Origin of the sequence: Flavobacterium gillisiae, from assembly GCF_900107635.1 — a bacterium.
Classification (GTDB): Bacteria; Bacteroidota; Bacteroidia; order Flavobacteriales; family Flavobacteriaceae; genus Flavobacterium; species Flavobacterium gillisiae.
On record NZ_FNRD01000002.1, the window covers coordinates 326,711 to 349,967 of the forward strand.

Consider the following 23,257-nt stretch of genomic DNA (forward strand, 5'->3'; position numbering starts at 1 on the left):
TAGCTGTTCGAAAAAAACTAAAATGACTAACATACAATTCATATCCAAAATAGTTGCTACAGCAGCAATTAATATTCAAAAAACCGTTCAATTATTACAAGAAGATTGTACTATTCCTTTTATTTCTAGGTATCGTAAAGATACTACTGGAAATCTAGATGAAGTTCAAATTGAACAAATCGCTAAGCTTCAAAAAGAGTATGAAGACATTGTAAAACGTAAAGAGGCAATATTAAAATCAATTATGGAGCAAGGCGCTATGAACGAAACGCTGTTTGCTAAAATTGATAAAAGCTTCGATATACAAGAATTAGAGGACATTTACTTACCTTATAAAAAGAAAAAGAAGACAAAAGCTGATATTGCCCGTGAACACGGTTTAGAACCATTAGCTAAAATCATTATGGCACAAAATAATGATGATGTTGATTTTATAGCTACACAGTATTTGAACGACAATGTTGTTAATGAAGATGCCGCTCTACAAGGAGCAAGAGATATTATTGCCGAATGGATAAATGAAAATATTTATGTTCGAAAACAGTTGCGACGCCTTTATCAACGCAGTGCTACTGTTAGTACTAAGGTAGTAAAAAAGCAAAAAGAAGAAGAAAAAGCACAAAAATTTGATCAATATTTCGACTGGTCAGAACCATTAAGTAAAGCGCCGTCGCATCGATTATTAGCGATGCTTCGCGCAGTTAACGAAGGTTTTGTAAAACTAAAAGTGGAAGTAGATGTTGATGCTGCTTATGATATAATAGATGAGTTGATTTTAAAAGGTCAAAACAAAACTACTTCACATGTACAACTTGCTATTGAAGATAGTTTCAAAAGATTGTTGAATCCAGCTATTTCAAATGAAACTTTGCAGGAAGCTAAAGCCAAAGCAGATGCCAATTCGATTCAGGTTTTTGCCAATAATTTAGGACAGTTACTATTAGCGCCGCCATTAGGTGAAAAAAGGATTTTGGCTATTGACCCAGGATTTCGTTCCGGTTGTAAAATTGTCTGTTTGGACGAAAAAGGGGATTTATTGTATAATGAAACTATTTATCCGCATGCTCCACAAAAAGAGGAAGCCATGGCGATGAAAAAAATTCGTTCGATGGTGAATTCGTATAAAATTGATGCTATCTCGATAGGAAACGGAACTGCATCTCGTGAAACCGAATTCTTCATCAAGAAAATCGCTTTTGATAAACCGGTGCAAGTATTTATCGTTTCGGAGGCTGGAGCTTCGGTTTATTCAGCATCTAAAATTGCGAGAGAAGAATTCCCAAATTATGATGTAACCGTTCGTGGTTCGGTTTCTATTGGTAGACGATTGTCAGATCCTTTGGCTGAGTTGGTAAAAATTGACCCAAAAGCCATTGGCGTAGGCCAATACCAACATGATGTTGATCAAACTAAACTGAAAGAAGAATTAGATAACACCGTAATTCGTTGCGTGAATTCTGTTGGTATAAATATTAATACTGCCAGTAAACATTTGTTGAGTTATGTGAGTGGAATAGGAGAGAAGCTGGCGGAAAATATTGTAAATTACCGCTCAGAAAATGGCCCTTTTGAAAATAGAAAACAACTGAAAAAAGTACCGCGTTTGGGTGAAAAAGCGTACCAGCAAGGAGTTGCTTTTATCCGAATTTCGAATGCTAAAAATCCACTAGATAATTCGGCTGTTCATCCAGAAGCCTACGGAATTGTTGAGAAAATGGCCAAAGATTTGAAACTTTCGGTAAATGATTTGATTGCAAACAAAGAAAAAACAGCCTTAATAAAACCGGAGAATTACATTACTCCAGAAATAGGTTTGTTAAGCTTGAAAGATATTATTAAAGAGCTTGAAAAACCAGGATTAGATCCAAGAAAATCAGCAAAAGTATTTGAATTCGACCCGAATGTAAAGACAATTAAAGATGTAAAGTCTGGAATGATTTTGCCTGGAATTGTGAATAACATTACCAATTTTGGCTGTTTCGTAGATATTGGAGTAAAAGAAAGTGGTTTGGTTCACATTTCACAGCTTAAAGCAGGCTTTGTAAGCGATGTTAATGAAGTAGTGAAGTTACACCAACATGTAGAAGTTAAAGTAACGGAAGTTGATGAGGATAGAAAACGAATTCAGTTGACGATGATACTATAGAAAAATAAAAAAAGTCCCGATTGTATCGGGACTTTTTTTATTTTTTTTCGTTTTCAGTTTCGTCTTTTTTATCAGCTGAAGGCTCTTCTTTAGAAGCATTTTTGAATTCTTTAATTCCGCTTCCTAATCCTTTCATTAATTCTGGAATTTTCTTACCTCCAAAGAGTAATAAAACAACTGCTAATATAACAAGGATTTCTGTAACACCAAATCTTCCCATGATTGAATAATTTATGCCGAAGCAAATTTGTAATAAATCTTGGTACAAAGGTAAATAGAATAACTTAATAAGAATTCAATTTAACTATTATTTAATTCAGTTAAGGTTAAAAATGTATTAAAATTAAATCATTGCCATGAATTAAGCCGAACTAAGTGGTCAAAGCACTTTCGTTGACATTAATTATTATATTTGTAACATAAAGAAAAAGTATGTCAGGAAAAAGATTGAAAAGGAAAAAACTTCACCGTAAATTATTCACTAAAAACCGCTTGGTTATTTTGAATGAGGATACTTTTGAAGAAATATTTTCTTTAAAATTAAACTTAATGAATGTTTTTGTTGTAGCTACTATTGGCGCTATTTTTTTAATTTCAGTCACTACTTTTATAATTGCTTTTACTCCTTTAAGAGAATTCATTCCGGGGTACTCTTCTTCTAAATTAAAAAGAGATGCTACTGAATTAGCCTTAAAATCAGATTCACTAACCATAGCACTGAAGAAAAATGAGGCCTATATTCAATCCATTCAAAAAGTGCTTAACGGAGAATTAGAATATGCAAAATTTAATAAAGATTCCATTCTTGCATCCAGTACGGAAGTAGTACCACAAGTAAAATTATCGGCATCAGAGGAAGAATTGGAATTAAGAAAAGAAGTAGCAAAAGAAGATAAAAAAGCCCAACCAGCCGTTACGAAGGCTGGGAGTAAAAACACGAAAAAATAAAACCTTTGTGCCTTTCGGTAGCTATCGGAAGCGCCTTCGTGGCAAAACCAACGAAAACTATGTCAGTAAAATCAGCCGCAGCAAAATTATTTGCCAAGAAAATATATAAGAAAACGCAAGCTTGGGCCAGCAATCCTGTTGATAGCCAAAAAAATGTTTTAAATTCATTAATTAAAGAAGCGAAAAAGACCCAGTTTGGAATCGATCATCACTTTGACCAAATAAAAACATTTGAAGATTTTGCAAAACACGTTCCAATTCGGGATTACGAGGATTTAAAACCTTATGTTGAAAAAGTGGTAAAAGGAGAAGAAAATATTCTTTGGAAAGGAAAACCGCTTTATTTTGCTAAAACATCAGGAACGACTTCCGGAGCAAAATACATTCCGCTTACTAAGGAATCCATGCCATATCATATTGAAGCGGCGCGAAACGCTATCTTACATTACATCCATGAAACGGGTAAGGCTGATTTTGTGGACGGAAAAATGATTTTTCTACAAGGAAGCCCAATTCTAGAAGAAAAACACGGAATAAAATTTGGTCGACTTTCAGGAATTGTAGCTCATTTTGTTCCTAAATATTTACAAAAAAACCGAATGCCATCTTGGGAAACCAATTGTATTGAAGATTGGGAAAGGAAAATAGATGCCATTGTCGAAGAAACCTTCGATGAAAACATGACTGTAATTTCAGGAATTCCTTCTTGGGTACAAATGTACTTTGAGCGTTTACAACAAAAAGGAGGGAAGACCGTGGGCGAAATTTTCAAAAACTTTAATCTATTTATTTATGGCGGGGTTAATTATGAACCGTACCGAGCTAAATTCGAAAATTTAATAGGTAGGAAAGTAGATAGTATTGAGCTGTTTCCAGCTTCGGAAGGATTTTTTGCCTATCAGGATTCGCAGAAGGAAAAAGGAATGTTACTGTTGTTGAATGCAGGAATATTTTATGAATTTGTCAAAAGCGACGAATTTTTCTCTGATAAACCTAGAAGGTATACCATTGGAGAAGTGGAATTAGGTGTTAATTATGTATTGATAATTTCCACTAATGCGGGACTATGGGGCTATAACATTGGAGATACAGTACAGTTTACGTCCTTAAAACCGTATCGAATTATAGTTTCTGGTAGAATTAAACATTATATATCTGCTTTTGGGGAACACGTAATTGGCAAAGAAGTAGAGTGTGCTTTAAAGGAAGCTATGGAGGGAACAAAAGCACGTGTAAATGAGTTTACCGTTGCTCCGCAAATAAGTCCACTAAGCGGATTGCCTTATCATGAATGGTTTATTGAATTTGAAAATGAACCCGAGGATCCGGCCGTTTTCAAGGAAGCGTTAGACAATGCGATGAGAAAACAAAATATGTATTATGATGACTTGATTGTAGGTAATATTCTGCAAAAAGTAGTGATAACAAAAGTGGTCAAAAACGGTTTTCAAGACTATATGAAATCGATAGGAAAACTGGGAGGGCAAAATAAAATACCGAGGCTTTCAAACGACAGGAAGATTGTCGAAGTGTTGAACATAAAATAAAATAATTATATTCGCAGGTTAGAAAAAATAAAATAATGAAAGAGACTAAAAATATATCTAGATCAAGAGCACAAGAATCATCAGCAGCTATTGAAAAAATGTACATTACAATGCGCCATTTGTTCAACAGAGGGTTCTATAAACCAATGGGAATTTCTGGAGACACTTTGCGTGAAGCATTGTTAGCCTTACGCCCGGAAATATACGGAAACATTGCAGAAGAAAAAGTAGAGTTAAATGGACTTCTATATGTTATTGAACGACTTCCTGTAGGAATTGAAGAATGTAGATTTATTAACCTTACCTCTGATGAAGGGTATTCTAAATCTCATTTTCAAGCAATTGTTCCTCCTAAAAGAAGAAGAAATTGCTATCGTATTGATGAAGAACAAATGAATGTGGAAATCACAAGAGGCCGTTCAGATATTTATGATATTTTGACGCACCTGACTTTTATATTTATAGAATCACACAAAATTAGAAACCGAGTTTTACTTGATGATGCAGGAGAGGTTTCCCGTGACTGGATGAAACTAGAAGCTGCTGTGGCTCAAAATAAAAAACTAACACTTGTAGAAAAAGAGAAAGCAATTTCTCATGCCGCTAATATTCTTGGAAGAACTTTTGAGGAAGTATTGGACATATATGATGCTTTTGGATCTACTGCAGCACCTGATCGTTTTTTGCATGTGATTTTCTGGTTAGGGAAATTAGCAATAGAAGAGATTACTGATAATAATAAAAGAGTCATTACTTTTAGCCCTATTTTAAGAGAACGTTTAGGACACCACATCCATGGTGAAATATGGGCAACCAACATCAAGGAAGTCTTAAAAGAAAACGGACTTTTAGACCGACCTATTCATGTCATCAGTGCCAATATGCACTCGGTTATGAATTCTATTTTTGCTACCACAGCCTTAAAAACAAATTTCAAAGACAAATCTGACTTCTTTATTTATGAAGAATTAAGTAAATCAGGAGCAAATGAAGTTCGAAATATAGTGGAGGGAATCGCCTTGAAACAGGGGATGATTTCGCTACCAGATACTTCAGGAACGAACATTGATGTACAAATTTTTGATACTGCCAAGATTAATTGGGCCAACTCATCCTTTCCAAAAGCCAAATTCGGGGATAAAGAACCGGTATTAATCGTAATGGATTATGCTTTTGGTGAGCAAGCTTACGAAACTATTGATGAGTTATTAAAACCATTCAAAAAAGACACTTTACTGAATGTAGAATCGGTTTCTATTATGGGAAAAGCAGGTATTCTTGAAGGAGGAAAGGGAGATATCATGATTCCGAATGCACATATCAATGAGGGAACGGCAGATAATTATTTTTTCCATAATGAATTAACCGCTGATATGTTTGTAAACAACGGTATTGAAGTTTTTGCAGGACCAATGGTTACGGTACTTGGAACATCATTGCAAAACAAGGATTTATTGAAATTTTTCCATGAATCAACTTGGGGAGTTATTGGATTAGAGATGGAAGGTTCTTATTATCAAAAAGCCATTCAATCGGCTTCTAAAATTAGAAAAAGTGTTCCACATGATATCAAAGTGAGATATGCTTATTACGCTTCGGATAATCCACTAGAAACAGGAAGCACATTGGCTTCAGGCGGACTAGGAACAACGGGTGTAAAGCCTACTTATTTGATTACGATTAAAATTTTGGAACAAATTTTCAACACAAAATAAATTTTTAGGATGAGTACAAACGTACCCCAAAATAACGATAATCAAGAGATTGATTTATTTCAAATCTCAAAAAAAATAGGAAATCTTTTTCAGGAATTGAATGCATTTATTTTTAGATGCATTCAATTTTTTGTAAAAAATGGGGTAATCATTTTAATTCTATTAATCGTTGGATTTGGGTTGGGATATTATTTAGATAAAAATCAAAAGGAATACAATCATCAAATTATTGTAGCACCAAATTTTAAATCAACGGATTATCTGTATTCTAAAATTGATTTACTGGCTTCTAAAATTTCTGAAAAAGACGTTCTTTTTTTGAAGTCTATCGGTATTAATGATCCTTCGCAACTAACCAAAATTTCAATTGAACCTATTGTTGATGTTTATAAATTAATAAGCAATAACGAGCAAAATTTTGAACTTTTGGAATTAATGGCTCAAAACGGGGATTTAAAAACAATCGTTAAAGAAAGCACCACCAGTAAGAACTATAATTTTCATACCATAATTCTTTCAACAAATGGAGTGACGCGTCAAAGTGATTTTATCGATCCAATATTGAATTATTTAAATAGCAGTAGTTATTTTCAGGAAATACAAAAGATTTCAGTTGGTAACATTCAGCAAAAGATCAAAGAAAAAGAAGCTACTGTTTTACAAATTGACGGAATAGTAAACGCATTTTCAAATCGGAACGGGAACGCGCAAAACAGCGATAAACTGATTTATTACAATGAAAACTCCCAACTAAATGATATTATTAAGACAAAAGATTCGTTAGTAAATGTTTTGGGAACATTAAAGATTGATTTATTCAATGCGAGAAAAGTCATCAATGACAATGCTGTAATTTTGAATATTAAAAACAATAAATCTATTAATGGAAAAATGAAATTAGTTCTACCAATACTGTTTACTTCCCTATTTATTATTTTTGGATTCATCCTCTCGTTTTATAAAAGTCAATCGTTGAACGCAAAATAAATATCCATATATCGAATAAGACAGCAAAGAAATTGTTTTCGAATTTAACTGAAATTAATGGGTTATCAGATATAAATATGTTGAAAATAATTAGTCACTATCTTCAAAAAATAAGACAAAATCCCTTTATTCTACAAAGTTTAATTACGCTGGTATTGCGGGTTATTGGCGTATTTATTTTGTTTGGATTTACTTTATTTCTCACAAAAAACTTTGATCCAAAGACGGTAGGTCAATACGATTTTGTCCGTTCATTTTTATTAGTAATAGGTAGTATCAGCCTGTTGGGGTGCGACCAGTCTATTCTGTATTTTAGAGGAAGATTGAAAATTTCGAATGCTTCAAGTGATCTACGAAGTATTTACATAAAAATGGTAGGTATCGTATTTTCAATGTCTGTCTTTTTATTTGTAATAGTTTTAAGCCTAGAGAAAGAGTTTATAAATACTTTTTTTGCAGATGAAGGAGTCTATCTAATTCTTTTGAAAGCAACTGGAATTTTATTTTTTTACGCACTAACAACACTAAACATTGAGGTTTTCAGAGCCTTGGATCATTTGTATGTAGCTGAATTATTTAGGAATACCATAAAATACATTCCGGTTATAATTGGTGCCGTTATACTCTATTATTTTTATGATGAAACTTATTTGGTTGATGTGTTTCTCTTTGGATTTGTAATTCTTTCCCTGATAACAACAAGCTTAACGTTTTATTATTTCACTCGAAATCCCGACAAAAATGAAGATGAGGCTATTTCATATAAAGAAATAATTACCAAATCGTACCCTATTGCTATTAGCGGGATGGCTTTATTTTTATTGATGAGTTTTGATATTATGTTTTTAAAGAAATATAGAGACGACGCTAGTGTTGCATTTTATGCTTTGGCAGTTAAATTTATGACTATTGTATCGATGGTAATTATTACTGTAAACATTACCATTTCGACAAAAATAGCCGAATATTTTTCGACTAGAAATACTAATGAACTTAATAAAATACTAAGAAATAGTTCGAGGATGATTTTTATACTGACTTTACCGGCGACCATTATTATTTGTTTGTTTTCTGAATCCGTTTTGGGTTTTTTTGGAAAAGACTATATTGCCGCTAAAGATACCTTGCTTATTCTGATGATTGGTCAAGGTATCTGTTCCGCTTTTGGAGCGGTTCCGGTTTATTTAAATATGACTGGAAGACAAAATATTTTCCAAATCATACTAATTCTCGCTGTTGGGGTTAATTTTGTTTTAAATAGGTTCTTAATACCAGATTATGGAATGACGGGAGCGGCAATTGCTTTTGTTTTAAGTTCGCTTTTTTGGAATATTAGTGCAGCAGTAGTAATTTATAGAAAAGACAAGGTGAAGGTTTTTTTGAATTAATGATTAATCGGTCACCCAATATTTACACTAGAAGAAATTACTAATGAGAATAGTACATATTATAAATAGTTTGGAGTCAGGAGGAGCTGAAAAACTGGTGTTGGATACATTGCCTCTTTATAATAAAAAGAGCGTTAAGGTTGACTTGCTGGTATTAAATGGTGTAGATTATCCATTTATGAAGGCTTTAAAGGCATCGGGATGTTGTTCTATCTTTTCATTAGGGTTTCGTTCTCGCTATAATCCAATACATATATTTAAAATCATTCCCTTTTTAAAAAACTATGATGTTGCACATGTTCATTTATTTCCAGCTCAGTATTGGGTGGTATTAGCAAAATTAGTATCGGGTTCTAAAATAAAATTAGTTTATACGGAGCACAGTACCTCTAGTAGAAGAGTAAGGAGTCGTATTTTTAAAAGTATAGACCCGTTCTTTTATAAACAATACCAAAAAATAGTTTGTATCACTGAAACAGTAGGTGATGTTGTTAAAAAACACACTGGATTAACAGATTCAAATATTGAGGTCATAAATAATGGCGTGCCAATCGACACGTTTAAAAATAGTATTCCTAGAGATAGATTTGATTTTTTTCCAAATGCCAATTCGAACCTTAAAATAATCATTCAGGTTTCCAGTTTTAAAGAGCCAAAGGATCAGGCTACCTTGATACGGGCGATGTCTTATTTATCAAGTGATGTAAAACTGTTATTGGTGGGAGAAGGACTTTTGCAACAGCAATGTAAGGAACTGGCAAAAGAATTAAATGTTGATGACCGAGTATTGTTTCTTGGAATAAGGATGGATGTACCAGAATTATTTAAAATGGCCGATATAGTGGTACTTTCGTCAAACTATGAAGGATTTTCATTGGCTTCTATTGAAGGGATGGCATCAGGGAAACCACTTATTGCTTCTAATGTAGACTGTTTAACAACAATTGTTAAAGATGCTGGTATCTTATTTAAACCAGGTGACGCTAAAGAACTTTCGAGTTATATTGATAAACTCTGTACAAATAACATATATTACCAAGATGTTGCAAACAGATGCCAGCAAAGGGCAGAGCAATACGATATTAAATTTATGGTGGATCAACACATTGAATTGTATACCGGATTATATAACCTATGAGGAGATTAGTAAAAAAAAATAAAGCGGCTTTTATGCTGTTGCTTATTTGCAACTTAGTTGTTGCAGTGCTGGCATTTTACGTATTACCCAAACGGTTTTTTTACGACGCTACTCTTATTGCATTCGATAGAGGGAATGAGATTGGTTTTTTAGGAAGTTATCCCCTTACCATTTTATTTTACAAAATAACAGGTTTACGTTATTTACCTTTTCCCTTGATTGCATTAATTCAATATCCCATTCTTGCTTATGTTTTATATAAAATAGGCGTGCCTGATAATTTTGAAAAGATTAATGTTAAGAACCTTCTGGTTTATTTAGGGTTTTTTATGATGGCTATTTTTATGTCGATGCCTTCGAAGGAGTTTATTACTTATTTGTATTTAGCGCTTATTGTATTTATTTATAAGAGTGAGAGTATCTCTTTCAAGAAATCAGTTTTTTTATCTTTATTTCTATTGGGGGTTTTGGGAGCTTTTTATCGCCCGTACTTTTTATTAATACCTATTATTGCATTTGGGATGTATTTAGTGAGTTATATCAATTTTAAGAATAAAACGCTAACCACTATTTTTTACGGACTTTGTATCGCTGTTTTTTTGTCATTAAGTTATGGTGTACTGAAAGGACAGTATCTTTCTGAAAGTAGTAGGGAAGTAGTTAATAGTGGGAGAGTACGGTCACAAGATGCTAACTCCATGATCGTTTCTCCGCTTAAACCAGACACTTGGTATGGCGAAACCGTGGGTATTGTCTATGGTTTTTTTACGGTCAATTTTCCTGTAAATGGCTTAAAACACCTTTTATCTCCTCAGATCATTGCGTTCGTTATTTGGCAAATTTTATTGTTTTATATTCTTCTAGTTCGCTTTTCACGTTGTTTAAAGAATAGAAAAGAACAGGAATACGAACTGTGGATATTACTTATTTTATTTTCATATTTTATTGTTCAAGGGGTTTTTGAACCCGATTTAGGAACCGCCATTCGTCATAAAATAGGAGTGTTTCCTTTAATTTACTATGCCTTATACTATGAACATTTCAGAAAAGAACTTCAATAAAATTTTCAATATTTTTCTGTTTCTAATTGCAAGTACCATGATTTTTAGAAAACCATGTACTTGGATTATTATTGGATTTGTCTTGTTTAATTTATGCTTTATAAAAAAATTAAAACACACTCGATTAGCAATACTATTGGGTTTGGTTATTGCTTCACCACTACTATTAGAAATTTTACTTTTTTGGAATAATGATTCTTTTGGAGAAGGATTGAAATCGATGGAAAAAAGTATTTCGTTGCTACTCTTTCCCGTGTTTATTCTGGGTAATTATAAGCGGGTACAATTTATTAAATTACTGCAATTTTATAGCTATACAACTACTGTGATTGTATTGTTTTTCTTTATTCGGTTTATTGTCGTTTATCCGGACTTGATAGATAAATATTTAGGCGGTACTGATTTATGGGAAATGGGGTATAGTTTTTCTAATTCTATCGGAATTCATGCACCGGCGCTCAATATGCATCTTGCTTTTGTAGCGATTATTAGTATGTATTTTGTTGTTTATTCTTTTCGAAAAAATGAAAACGTAGCGTATAAATTACTCAGAATATTGGTTTTGGCTCTTTCTTTTTTCTTTGTGCTTTTTGTAAATACCCGAATGGCTCTTTTTAACGTAATTGCTGGTACAATCATCATTTTTTTCTACGAAGTCATACGATATTATAATTTTAAGAAAGTCGCTGCAATCATAACTTTTGGGGCTGTTTTGTTAGGAGGAATCCTTTTCCTGTTCATCAAAAACAATCCCTATATGAAAGAGAAATATAGCACGGTAACATTTGCTTATATGGATAAAGTGGGCAAACTAGATGAGATTGAAAACCCGGAAGCAAAAGTTTTTAATTCATTTGTTACGCGCGTGTCCATTTGGAAATCTGCTTGGGAACTGTCCTTAGATCATCTACCTTTTGGAGTTGGTGCTTCAGATGGGAAACCGGAATTATTTAAATATTATAAACAAACCAACCAGCATTTTCTGGCAAAATATGAATTTCCAACACACAATCAGTTTCTGGATTTTCTATTAAAATTTGGAATCCTGGGCCCAATGGTAGTTTTTTTATACATTTTTACGATCGGCTATTTAGGATATGATTTAAAAAATGCAATTATTCTCTCCTTCTTTATTCTCTTTTTGACTTCTAATCTTACGGATGATTTTCTATTGCGCTTTGATGGAATCGCTTTCAGCGGATTTTGGTTTTCTGTCTTCGGAAGTTTTTGGTTGCAAGAGAAAGCTACTGCTTGTAAAGAGCGATTAATTGCTTAAAATTTTTCGTACTGTCAAATAAATCTTGGCATCTTTCTAAGCCTTTTTTTCCAAAACGGCGTCGCACTTCTTCGTCTTTTAGAATTTCGATATGGTGATCTAATTCAGAGATTTCATTAAAAAGGAAACCGGTTTCATTATGTACTACTACATCTTTATTCCCAATTATATTTGTTGCCAAAACAGGTTTCTGCATAGCCATTGCCTCGAGAACTGCAATGGGCAAGCCTTCCCATAGCGAAGTCTGAATATAGATATCAATAGTATTAAGCGCTATAAGTGCATCTTCTCTATCTAGAAACCAGCCCGTAATTTTTATGTTTGGAGCAGTGAGTAGCGGTCGTAATTCTCCGTCTCCAATCCAAACAAAATTAAGATTAGAATATCTTAATGCGATTTCATTAAATAGTTCCGGATTCCTAGCTGAAGTTATTCTCCCAACGATGCCAATTGTTAGGACGTTATTGTCGTTTATAGAACTGTATTTTTGAACCTTTTTAATATCAATTCCGTTTCTAACCAGATGCGACTTTCCTATGGTTTTAGCAATTCCATATTCTGTGTCGCCACAAGCGATGGTCGCACCACCAAATATTCGTTGGAAACTACTTTCAATTATGCGATACAATTTTTTAGTAAAACTGGAAGTATCTGTTCGAAGAAATGCATAACCATGCGGAGTATAAAACAGCTTTGATTTTTTAAATAATAGAAAACAGGCAACCCTGCCCAAAACTCCTGCTTTTGAAGAATGAAGGTGAATGACATCCGGTTGAATTCTTCGAAGTTCCTTAATTAATTGTAATAGTGATTTTAGATCTTGCAAAGGGGAAAATTCGCGAACCATGTTCAGCTCTACAAGCGATACTCCTTTTGAAAACTCCTCATTTATTTTTTTTGAGTCAACTTCTTTTCGGTTTGCACTAAAAATAATAGTGGTATCGATATCCTCCTTTATTTCTGAATCACCGAAGAAAAAGGATAACTCTTTGAAATAAGTGTTAACTCCTCCTGCAAGTGCTTCAACTATATGGACAACTTTCAAATTAGATAATTTTGTTTCTGTAAAAATATATAAAATTGACTAGGAATAGTGTTATTCAGGAATGTAATATGGGAGATAATGTGAAATTAGTGGCGGTTTTTCTTATTTGAACGAGGTACCGCAACTACTATATTATTAAATGTTTTTTAATACCTTGCAACTGTAAAATTTATTTATGAAAAGGATACTTATCACTGGTGCAGCCGGATTTTTGGGATCACATTTATGTGACCGTTTTATTAAAGAAGGTTATTTTGTTATTGGCATGGATAATCTCATCACAGGAGATTTAAAGAATATAGAACATCTATTCAAACTGGAAAATTTTGAATTTTATCATCACGATATTACAAAATTCGTTCATGTTCCAGGTCAGTTGGATTATATCTTGCATTTTGCCTCACCAGCAAGTCCTATCGATTATTTAAAAATTCCAATTCAAACACTAAAAGTGGGTTCTCTTGGAACCCATAATCTTTTAGGTTTGGCACGCGTTAAAAAAGCTCGAATTCTTATTGCTTCCACATCGGAGGTTTATGGAGACCCATTAGTTCATCCACAAACGGAGGAATACTATGGTAATGTAAATACAATAGGACCTAGAGGAGTTTATGACGAAGCAAAACGTTTTCAGGAATCCATAACGATGGCCTATCATACTTTTCACGGAGTAGAGACCAGAATTGTACGTATATTTAATACTTATGGCCCAAGAATGCGACTTAATGATGGAAGAGTTATTCCTGCTTTTATTGGTCAGGCTTTGCGTGGTGAAGACCTAACTATTTTTGGCGACGGAATGCAAACTCGTTCTTTTTGCTATGTAGATGATCAGGTAGAAGGTATTTTTAGATTATTGCATTCAGACTATGTGTATCCAGTAAATATTGGGAATCCGGATGAAATTACAATCAAAGATTTTGCAGATGAAATTATAAAACTGACCGGAACGAATCAAAAAGTGGTTTATTTCCCTTTGCCTGTTAATGACCCGTTGCAGCGCCAACCTGACATTACTAAAGCAAGAGAATTATTGGGCTGGGAAGCTACAGTAAACCGTGCTGAAGGAATGAAAATCACCTACGATTATTTCAGATCAATGTCTAAAGAGGAACTTTCTAAAGAAGAACACAAAGACTTTTCAAGTTATATTAAATAACAATAAATAGAGAGTGTAATAGCTAATCATGACTGCAAATAATATAGGAAGATATTCAAAATACATCAGACCCATTAGTATCCTAGTGGACTTGATGATAATTTCTATATCAGGATTTTATTTGTTTGAATATCAAATCTATAATATTAGTTATTTTATAATCTATCTTATAGTCGGTTGGATTGCTGTTGCTGTGTTTATTCATTTTTACGATGTCTATCGTTTTACAGCACCTATTGAAATTTTTTCAAAAATAATCAAGCAAGGCGTTCTGTTTCTTTTAATTGTCATTGCCTTTTTTCCGTTTTCAAAACAATATGCTTTTAGTGAAAAAACAGTCATATTGTTTATAATTTCCAGTATGGCAATGGTTTCCATTTCAAAATTCACCTTATTTTATTTTCTAAAAAAATACAGAATAGTGACGGGTAGTAATTTTCGAAATGTCGTTATTATTGGATACACTCCAGAAGCAATTCGATTAAAAAAACTTTTTGAAGCTAGAAATGATTTTGGATATCATTTTTTCGGATTTTTTTCGAATAAGAAAGAGAACATAGAAATTAAAGGAAAGCTAGAGCAGCTAAAATCCTTTGTTATAGAAAATGAAATCGATGAAATATACTGTTCTTTGAAGGAGGTTTCTAACGCACAGTTGAAAAAAATTATCGCTTTCTCAGACGAGAATAAAAAAACAATAAAATTTATTCCAGATTCAAAAGAGATTTTTTCAAAGAACTTACAAATTGATTATTACGATTCCTTTCCGGTTCTTTCGTTAAAGAAAACAGTATTAAATGACCCTACGATAAAAATATTTAAACGAGTATTTGATATTATTTTTTCGAGTATTGTTATCATAGGTTTATTGTCTTGGCTGATGCCACTTTTGGCGATTTTGATAAAACTAGAATCAAAAGGGCCAGTATTTTTTAGGCAAGGAAGACCAGGAATCGACGAAAAAGAGTTTCATTGCTATAAGTTTCGATCCATGAAAATAAATGGAGCAACAGAAACGGAAGCGTCTAAGAACGACCCTCGAGTTACCAGAATAGGAAAGTTAATGAGGAAAACCAGTGTAGACGAAATGCCTCAGTTTTTTAACGTACTCCTTGGCGATATGTCTGTTGTTGGACCGCGTCCTCATTTGTGGTCGCAAAATCTGTCGTACACGGGTAAAATTAAAAAATATCCAATTCGCCATTGTGTGAAACCCGGTATTACCGGTTTAGCGCAGGTCAGTGGATTTAGAGGAGAAATTGAAAAAGATAGAGACATGATCAACAGAATAAAATTTGATATTTTTTATATCGAAAATTGGTCGTTGATTCTGGATTTGAAAATAATATACCAAACGATGGTAAACATATATAAAGGGGAAGAAAAAGCATATTAATATGGAAACACCCTTAGTATCTATAATAATTCCGTGCTTTAATTCTGAGGAATTTATCACAGAAACCATTCAGTCGGTTCAAAACCAAACCTACAACAACTGGGAAATTATCGTGGTTGACGATTGTTCGTCAGACAAGACTGTGGCTCTCATTTTAGAAATGGCTAAAACGGATAATAGAATTCATTTTTTTCAACTCGCAGAAAATTCAGGCACTGGAGTTGCTAGAAATTTGGGAGTTTATAAAGCTATTGGTAGATACATTTCTTTTTTGGACGCAGATGATTTATGGAAACCGGAGAAACTTAGAAAGCAAATTGATTTTCTGAAAATCAATAAAATACCATTCACTTTTTCTTTTTATGATTGTATTAATGAAGAGGGAAAACCATTAGGTAAAAGAGTGGAAGCGCCAGTAAACCTTTCGTACCGACAATTGTTTTTTTGCAATTATATTGGGAATCTGACTGGAATATACGATGTCAACTATTTTGGAAAAATTACGATTTCATCTATTCGAAAAAGACAAGATTGGATGCTTTGGCTTACTATTCTTAAAAAAATAAAGGTAGCGAAACCAGTTCCTGAAAGTTTGGCATATTACCGCGTTAGAAATGACTCTCTTTCGACTTCAAAGTTAGATTTGATTCAATATAATTTTGCTGTTTATAGAAAGTTTCACGGTTTTAGTTTTCCTATTGCGGTGGTTTGTATGAAGCTGTTTTTATTTACACAATTGTTAATAAAGCCTAGTTACATCAAGAAAATTAAACCATCGATTTAAACTGCTTCAATTTCCCCCGTTTGTTTCTTTTTAAAGTGTCTTTTTGGATAAAGCTGAATTTTAAATTTGGTTCTAGATACAAAGTGATGGCCTCTTCTATTTTTTTAATTTGGGGCTGACTTAAAACAATATCACTTACATACTTAATTATAAAAGTATCGATTGTGGTTTGCTTAATCGTAAATTCTTTTACGTTTCCGTCGTCCTCGATAATGCTTTTTGTGATGTAATAAAAGGTTAAACCGGGCGCTTTTTTACCGCTTGGTAAAATTGCAACATCATTGGTTCGGCCAATTAGTTGCTTCAAAATAGGTTTGTGTACCGTACTTTTTTTATCTAAGATCCCAATATCACCAATATCATAACGAATAAACGGATGGGCTTTGTTGAACAAAGAAGTAATTACAATTCGGCCTTTTTTCCCGTAGGGGAGAACAGTTCCGTTTTCATCTAGAATTTCCACAAACAAAGTTTCGGCATTGACCTGCCATTCTCCTTCGGGATTTTGAAATGCGATTATGTCTAGTTCTGATGCACCATATTCGTTTATAATTGGAATGCCTAGTTGTTTTTCTAGAAGTTTCTTATCTTCCTCAAAAAGCATTTCAGAGGTAACCATACAGGCTTTTAATGACGGGCAAACGTCTATTAAAATAATGTTTTTTTGTTGTAAAAATTTAGCAAACAAAACGATTGAACTAGTATAGCCGTTGATATAATCAAATTTTTTGGTCTTGAAATGGCGTAGGAACTTTTCTAGTACGGGATCAGATAGATCAAATATTGGTAAGCGAAACCGTTTGCCTAAAAAATCCTTAATCCGTTCTTTTTGGTACCCCATAAAATCCATTGGAATTCCATAAAAACGAGCTTGATAGGAAGTATTTAAATCAACGCCGTACCAGCCAAAACGAAAAGCAGTAGAAGCCCAAAATAAGGCATGACTGAATTTATCTCTGGCAAATACAAAAGGATCCCCACTGGAGCCTGATGTTTTATTTACGTAGACGTTTTTAATAGAAAAACCGTTTGAAAGTCGCTCAGTTAATGGTTTCTGTAGATTTTGTTTGTTTAAAATAGGTAGTTCGGTCCAATTGTTAAACGATTTTGTACCCACTAGCTCCTGATAGAAAGGATTGTTATTTAAATGGAAGGCAACAATCTCTTTTTTTTTACTTTCAATAAAACGCTCTTTTTCGCTTATAGTAAAAGCGGTAATTTTTTGCAATTCAGCTTTAGCCTCCTGAATTGGATAGCCATTAAATTGAAGTGATAAGTCAAAAAGAGGAAGCATTTTCAGTTTTTGTTTATTCAAAAATAATGTATAAGAATAACTAATTGGGAAGAACCAACAACTTTTTAGAAATTAATTATTTTTTACGTTCAAAAGCAATTATTTTTGCAGCATCCTCCAAAAGGTGGATAAGCAACTAAACTACACAACATATGACTATTTTACTTTTAGGTTCAGGCGGAAGAGAACATGCATTTGCATGGAAAATGATTCAAAGTCCACTTTGCGACAAACTTTTTGTTGCGCCGGGTAATGCTGGAACCGCTGCAATAGCAACGAATGTCAATGTTAGTATAACTGATTTTGATGCTATAAAAACGTTTGTACTTGCTGAAAAGGTGGAAATGGTTGTAGTAGGTCCTGAAGATCCTTTGGTAAAAGGAATCTATGACTTTTTTCTAAACGATGAAAAACTAAGTCATATCCCGGTTATTGGTCCATCTAAAATAGGAGCCCAACTGGAAGGGAGTAAAGAATTTGCGAAAGAATTTTTAGTTAAACACAATATACCCACTGCTGCTTACGACAGTTTTACTGCTGAGACAGTGGAAAAAGGATGTGATTTTCTAGCTACATTAAAACCTCCTTACGTGCTGAAAGCAGATGGATTAGCGGCAGGAAAAGGCGTTTTGATTATTCATGATTTGGCGGAAGCTAAAGAAGAATTAAGAAACATGTTAGTTCATCAAAAATTTGGTGCTGCTAGTTCAAAAGTAGTGATTGAAGAATTCCTTGACGGTATAGAATTGAGTTGTTTTGTTCTTACAGACGGAAAAAATTATAAAATACTTCCAACAGCCAAGGATTACAAACGTATTGGTGAAGGCGACACTGGATTGAATACGGGCGGAATGGGAGCTGTTTCTCCAGTTCCTTATGTTGATGCTGTTTTAATGGAAAAAATAGAAACGCGCATCGTTAAACCTACAATTGAAGGATTTCAGAAAGATGGTATTCCGTACAAAGGTTTTGTATTCATTGGATTGATTAATGTGAATAACGAACCTATTGTTATTGAATACAATGTAAGAATGGGAGATCCGGAAACGGAAGTGGTTGTTCCAAGATTAAAAACAGATTTAGTAGAATTGTTTTTGGCTGTAGCCAATGAAAAACTGGACGAAATTACGCTAGAAATCGACGAGAGAAGTGCGACTACGGTTATGCTTGTATCTGGAGGTTATCCTGAAGATTATGAAAAAGGGAAAATTATCTCTGGGTTAGAAAAAATTACAGATTCCATTGTTTTTCACGCTGGTACAAAATTAGATAACGACACTGTTGTTACTAATGGAGGAAGGGTGTTAGCAATAACATCTTATGGGAATGACTTTCAAGAGGCCATAAAAAAATCTTATCAAAATATAGACAAGCTACATTTTGATAAGATGAATTTTAGAAAAGATATCGGTAACGATCTTTTATAAATAGTAAGTATGCTACTTAACCCTAAATTTTATTTGGGGTTAGGTCGTTTTATTTAAAAAAAGAGTGCGCAGTAGTATCTTGTTTTTCAGTTCCAGCCTCATCGAAAATTCTTAGTTGCTTAATCCAGTATACCATTGCAGCTGCACAAATAATCATGAAAATCCAGTTGATTGTATTGGCAACAAACCATGAGCTAAGTTCTAGTGAACGTAAAAAATCTAAGGGAGCAAATAATATATTTACAAATAGGTATTGAATTCCTTCAAAAAATGCTTTCATATCGTTTAAATTATGTTGTTGTTCTTTTTAATTTCCCAGAAGTAAAAAACGCTTTTGTTAAGAATCTTTTTCAACTTGGGGGTTTCCTTTTTAAACAAGTATTATATTTACAGTTTTAAAGTCACAAAAGTATAAAATATCCTTATGATTACAAGTCTTTTTAAAAAATCTACACCATTAAATTTTTCTCTGGTTGTAATTTTAATACTGAGTTTTTTTTCAATATATCAAATTCAGGATTTGGTCTGGACAGATTCCACTATATTGATTCTTCAAAAAGTGGGGATTTTACTTGTTTTATTAGGCTCTATTTTCCTGACAAATTTCATTTCGACAAAGAACGGATTGAGTAAAGACAGTAGTTACACGATCTTTTTCTATTTTCTATTTTTAATTTTCTTCCCTTCGGTTTTAGACAACATTAATTTAGTTTTTGCCAATTTCTTTATCCTTTTAGCCCTGCGAAGATTACTTTCCCTTCAGTCACTAAAAGCGTCCAAAGAAAAAATATTTGATGCCTCCTTATGGATTTTTGTAGCCGCTTTATTTCATTTTTGGTGTATTCTCTATTTAGTTTTGGTGTTTATTTCGATAATTTTCCATGTTTCAAGAGACTATAGAAATTGGATATTGCCCATTATTGCCTTTTTTGCAGTAGGAACTCTTTTTGCACTTAGTTCGATACTTTTTGACATCAGCGCATTAGAATATATCAATAGCAGCGTTAAAACCAGTTTTAAAATAAATTATTTTACTAATAATTATCAAAACGGTGCTTTGTCAATCTATGCGACAGTGGCTTTGTTTTTTGTTGTTTCGATGTTTGCGACGCTATCTAGTAGATTATCAATAACGCATTCTTCTTTCAAAAAAATCATCGCTTCCTTTTTTATTGGCGTAGTGATTTTCTTGGTTTCTTCAAATAAAAGCAATGATTTACTGATATTTACAATTGCTCCTTTGGCTATAATGGCAACAAACCATATCGAAATGCCTCAGTTAAAATTGAAACAAGAAATGGTTTTGGTTGTTCTTATAGCCTGCAGCTTTTTTGCTTTTTTCTCTCAGTTATAATTTAGTTCCATAAGATAAGTCTCCTGCGTCACCTAGTCCAGGAACAATATAACTATGCTCGTTTAGTTTCTCGTCTAAAGAGGCTACCCATAAATGACAAGTGTCCGGTAAGTGTTGTTCCAGGTAAGCTATTCCCTCAGGTGCAGCAATTACAACGGCAATATGAATTTCTTTTGCTTCTCCTCTTTCCATTAAGCGGTTAAAGACTGCCACGATCGATTGTCCGGTGGCAAGCATAGGATCTACTAGTAATAAATATTTCCCATTAAAATCTGCGATAGCCTGGTATTCTACAAGAATATCAAAGTAATCATCGTTGTTTGGATGGTGTCTTGATGCAGAAATAAAACCATTTTCAGCCGAATCGAAATAATTTAAAAAACCCGTGTGCATTGGGAATCCGGCACGTAAAATAGAACAGATTACTAATTGATCGGAAATCTCAGTGGTCTTTTTGATGCCTAGTGGAGTTTGGATTTCGACTGCTTTATAATGCAAATCTTTACTCAATTCATACGCCATTATTTCTCCTATTCGCTCAATATTTCTTCTAAAACGCATGCTGTCATTATGTATATTTACATTTCTGATTTGTCCCAAAAAATGATTAAGAACGCTATTGTTTTCCGATAGATTGTGAATTTGCATGATTTGTTTAATTAACATTTTTAGTTCCCAAATCAAATTTTAATGCTGATTTTTGGGTTCTAGATTAGATTTGTGATTTGTAATTTTTTTATAAAAGTATAAAAAGTATCTTTGTAACTATAAAATATAAAAATATGTTTTCAAAATTAGCGTACTCCGTATTCGAACAAAGCATCAAAGATTATCATCAATTTGATAATGTAGATCAGCCTATAAATAACCCTTTTCCTAAAGAGCAATTTGAACATTTATTGTATCTAAAAAACTGGATTGACACAGTTCAATGGCATTTTGAAGATATCATTAGGGATCCAAATATTGACCCTGTTGCTGCTTTGACGTTGAAAAGAAGAATTGACGCTTCTAATCAGGAACGTACTGATATGGTAGAATATATTGATGGTTATTTTTTACAAAAATATAGCGATGTAAAAGCAAAAGATAATGCAAAAATCAACTCAGAAAGTCCAGCTTGGGCTTTTGACAGATTGTCAATTTTAGCATTGAAAATTTATCATATGAATGAAGAAGCGACTCGTGCAGAAGCGTCTCAAGATCATAGAGATAAATGTCAGACGAAATTAAATATCCTGTTAGAACAAAGAACTGACTTGTCTACTGCAATTGATGATTTATTAGTTGACATCTCTAGTGGAGATAAATTCATGAAGGTGTACAAGCAAATGAAAATGTACAATGATGACGAGTTAAATCCTGTTTTGTACCAAGGAAAAAAATAGTTGACAAGTACTAATTTGTCAAATAAAATAAAGCATATAGCCGTCATGAGACTTTCCGCAATGGGAGATGTCGCCATGACGGTTCCTGTTTTAAGGGCTTTTGTAAATCAATATCCTGATGTTAAGCTAACGGTCATATCCCGTCCTTTTTTCAAACCTTTTTTTCAAGAAATACCAAACCTTTCTTTTTTTGATTTCGATGAAAAAGAACGGCATAAAGGAACCGTAGGCTTGTTTCGCTTATTTGAAGATGTGAAAAAATTAGATATCGATGCTTTCGCCGATTTGCATAACGTTTTACGTTCTAAAGTTGTTAGGACATTATTTGCCCTAAGCGGAAAAAAAACCGCGTATACGGACAAGGGACGTGAAGGTAAAAAAACATTAACTCGTGCCGAAAATAAAATCTTCCAGCCTTTACCCACGGTGTTTGAAAGACATACAAAAGTGTTTGAAGAACTCGGTTTTCCGATAGATTTGTCAAACCCGATATTTCCCAAAAAAGCCAATTTAGATAAAGAAACAGTAAATCTTATTGGAACAGATAATAAAAAATTAATTGGAATCGCTCCCTTTGCACAATACGATTCTAAAGTGTATCCCTTGGATTTAATGCAAGAAGTTATCCGTCAATTGGCTGATAATCCAAATTATAAAGTTCTGCTTTTTGGAGGAGGAAAGAAAGAAGTGGAAATCTTAGCTTCTCTTTCAGACTCAAAAGACAATGTAATTAACATGGCAGGCAAAATCAAATTTCAGCAGGAGTTACAACTTATAAGTACTCTTGATGTAATGCTTTCTATGGATTCTGGAAATGCCCATATTGCAGCAATGCTGGGAGTAAAAGTCATTACACTTTGGGGTGCTACGCATCCGTATGCTGGATTTGTTCCTTTTAATCAATCATTATCGAATTCTTTAGTTTCTGATAGGGAAAAGTACCCTATGTTGCCAACATCCGTATATGGCAATAAAAAAGTGGAAGGTTATGAAGATGCTATGCGAACGATTGAGGTTACTGCTGTAGTAAATATTTTAAGTAAGTAACATCATATTTTTAGCTTCCTTTTTTTTGAAAGAATAATTTTAGCAGTTATTTAACGTTTAGGCCTAGCTATATTAGTATTAATAATACTACTTTTATTTTGTGTAAGTTAGTTCTTACGCAAGAAATTAAGTCGGTATTTAAATTGCCATAATATAT

The 23,257-nt window shown here is 33.3% G+C and carries 20 protein-coding genes and 1 pseudogene; 16 read left to right on the forward strand and 5 right to left on the reverse strand.

From position 1 onward, the window contains the following. Positions 1-22: 22 nt before the first annotated feature. On the forward strand, positions 23-2,146 hold the full coding sequence (locus BLV35_RS04925) for a Tex family protein (protein WP_091085596.1): 2,124 nt from the start codon (positions 23-25) through the stop codon (positions 2,144-2,146). Between the two features lie 37 nt (positions 2,147-2,183). Here BLV35_RS04925 and tatA read toward each other — a convergent pair whose 3' ends face one another. Continuing rightward, entirely contained in the window at positions 2,184-2,366 is a 183-nt protein-coding gene (gene tatA / locus BLV35_RS04930; RefSeq protein WP_091085600.1) for a twin-arginine translocase TatA/TatE family subunit, read from the reverse strand. Positions 2,367-2,578: 212 nt separating this feature from the next. Between tatA and BLV35_RS04935 the strand changes: the two genes are divergently transcribed. The 8 genes from BLV35_RS04935 to BLV35_RS04970 all read left to right on the forward strand — a co-directional run bounded on the left by BLV35_RS04935 (position 2,579) and on the right by BLV35_RS04970 (position 12,206). Beyond that, entirely contained in the window at positions 2,579-3,094 is a 516-nt protein-coding gene (locus BLV35_RS04935) for a peptidase (RefSeq protein ID WP_091085604.1), read from the forward strand. 59 nt (positions 3,095-3,153) lie between these two features. Next, positions 3,154-4,641: a GH3 family acyl-acid amido synthetase gene (locus tag BLV35_RS04940; RefSeq protein WP_091085825.1), complete on the forward strand. Its 1,488-nt coding sequence runs from the start codon at positions 3,154-3,156 to the stop codon at positions 4,639-4,641. A 35-nt stretch (positions 4,642-4,676) separates the two neighbouring features. After that, positions 4,677-6,356: a DUF6909 family protein gene (locus BLV35_RS04945; protein ID WP_091085609.1), complete on the forward strand. Its 1,680-nt coding sequence runs from the start codon at positions 4,677-4,679 to the stop codon at positions 6,354-6,356. Between the two features lie 9 nt (positions 6,357-6,365). Continuing rightward, on the forward strand, positions 6,366-7,343 hold the full coding sequence (locus BLV35_RS04950; RefSeq protein ID WP_091085612.1) for a hypothetical protein: 978 nt from the start codon (positions 6,366-6,368) through the stop codon (positions 7,341-7,343). A gap of 77 nt (positions 7,344-7,420) precedes the next feature. Further along, positions 7,421-8,731, forward strand: coding sequence for an MATE family efflux transporter (locus BLV35_RS04955; protein ID WP_091085614.1), 1,311 nt, complete (start codon positions 7,421-7,423; stop codon positions 8,729-8,731). A 43-nt stretch (positions 8,732-8,774) separates the two neighbouring features. After that, positions 8,775-9,869, forward strand: coding sequence for a glycosyltransferase (locus BLV35_RS04960; RefSeq protein ID WP_091085617.1), 1,095 nt, complete (start codon positions 8,775-8,777; stop codon positions 9,867-9,869). Further along, complete coding sequence (locus BLV35_RS04965; RefSeq protein ID WP_091085620.1) at positions 9,866-10,930, forward strand: hypothetical protein; 1,065 nt, start codon at positions 9,866-9,868, stop codon at positions 10,928-10,930. Before BLV35_RS04960 ends, BLV35_RS04965 begins: the two co-directional genes overlap by 4 nt. After that, the gene (locus BLV35_RS04970) at positions 10,902-12,206 is read left to right on the forward strand and encodes an O-antigen ligase family protein (RefSeq protein ID WP_091085624.1); all 1,305 of its coding nucleotides are present in this window, start codon (positions 10,902-10,904) and stop codon (positions 12,204-12,206) included. The genes BLV35_RS04965 and BLV35_RS04970 overlap by 29 nt, the downstream gene beginning before the upstream one ends. On the opposite strand, the gene BLV35_RS04975 is transcribed toward BLV35_RS04970, so the two are convergent. Next, positions 12,175-13,251 (reverse strand): glycosyltransferase, encoded by a 1,077-nt coding sequence (locus BLV35_RS04975; protein WP_091085629.1) that lies wholly within the window; start codon positions 13,249-13,251, stop codon positions 12,175-12,177. The two genes, BLV35_RS04970 and BLV35_RS04975, sit on opposite strands and share 32 nt — an antisense overlap. A 175-nt stretch (positions 13,252-13,426) precedes the next feature. Between BLV35_RS04975 and BLV35_RS04980 the strand changes: the two genes are divergently transcribed. Genes BLV35_RS04980 through BLV35_RS04990 form a run of 3 tightly spaced genes read left to right on the forward strand, consistent with a single transcriptional unit; the run spans position 13,427 to position 16,590 of the window. After that, a complete protein-coding gene (locus BLV35_RS04980; protein WP_091085632.1) occupies positions 13,427-14,410 on the forward strand; it encodes a UDP-glucuronic acid decarboxylase family protein in 984 nt (327 codons plus the stop codon). A gap of 28 nt (positions 14,411-14,438) precedes the next feature. Then, complete coding sequence (locus BLV35_RS04985) at positions 14,439-15,806, forward strand: undecaprenyl-phosphate glucose phosphotransferase (RefSeq protein WP_091085635.1); 1,368 nt, start codon at positions 14,439-14,441, stop codon at positions 15,804-15,806. 1 nt (position 15,807) lies between these two features. Beyond that, a complete protein-coding gene (locus tag BLV35_RS04990) occupies positions 15,808-16,590 on the forward strand; it encodes a glycosyltransferase family 2 protein (protein ID WP_091085638.1) in 783 nt (260 codons plus the stop codon). On the opposite strand, the gene BLV35_RS04995 is transcribed toward BLV35_RS04990, so the two are convergent. After that, positions 16,574-17,884 (reverse strand): phenylacetate--CoA ligase family protein, encoded by a 1,311-nt coding sequence (locus BLV35_RS04995; protein WP_091085640.1) that lies wholly within the window; start codon positions 17,882-17,884, stop codon positions 16,574-16,576. The genes BLV35_RS04990 and BLV35_RS04995 overlap by 17 nt on opposite strands. Before the next feature lie 152 nt (positions 17,885-18,036). Between BLV35_RS04995 and purD the strand changes: the two genes are divergently transcribed. Beyond that, on the forward strand, positions 18,037-19,311 hold the full coding sequence (gene purD / locus BLV35_RS05000; protein ID WP_091085643.1) for a phosphoribosylamine--glycine ligase: 1,275 nt from the start codon (positions 18,037-18,039) through the stop codon (positions 19,309-19,311). 49 nt (positions 19,312-19,360) lie between these two features. Here purD and BLV35_RS05005 read toward each other — a convergent pair. Continuing rightward, positions 19,361-19,603: pseudogene (locus BLV35_RS05005) on the reverse strand (DUF6341 family protein); the annotation flags it as partial. Positions 19,604-19,735: 132 nt separating this feature from the next. Here BLV35_RS05005 and BLV35_RS05010 point away from each other — a divergent pair. After that, positions 19,736-20,665, forward strand: a complete 930-nt coding sequence (locus BLV35_RS05010; protein ID WP_091085648.1) for a DUF6427 family protein — start codon at positions 19,736-19,738, stop codon at positions 20,663-20,665. Here BLV35_RS05010 and upp read toward each other — a convergent pair. Then, complete coding sequence (gene upp, locus BLV35_RS05015; RefSeq protein WP_091085829.1) at positions 20,660-21,313, reverse strand: uracil phosphoribosyltransferase; 654 nt, start codon at positions 21,311-21,313, stop codon at positions 20,660-20,662. The genes BLV35_RS05010 and upp overlap by 6 nt on opposite strands. A 134-nt stretch (positions 21,314-21,447) precedes the next feature. Between upp and BLV35_RS05020 the strand changes: the two genes are divergently transcribed. After that, positions 21,448-22,053 (forward strand): DUF4254 domain-containing protein, encoded by a 606-nt coding sequence (locus BLV35_RS05020; protein WP_091085653.1) that lies wholly within the window; start codon positions 21,448-21,450, stop codon positions 22,051-22,053. A 45-nt stretch (positions 22,054-22,098) separates the two neighbouring features. Then, the gene (locus BLV35_RS05025) at positions 22,099-23,100 is read left to right on the forward strand and encodes a glycosyltransferase family 9 protein (RefSeq protein WP_091085655.1); all 1,002 of its coding nucleotides are present in this window, start codon (positions 22,099-22,101) and stop codon (positions 23,098-23,100) included. Positions 23,101-23,257 lie beyond the last annotated feature (157 nt).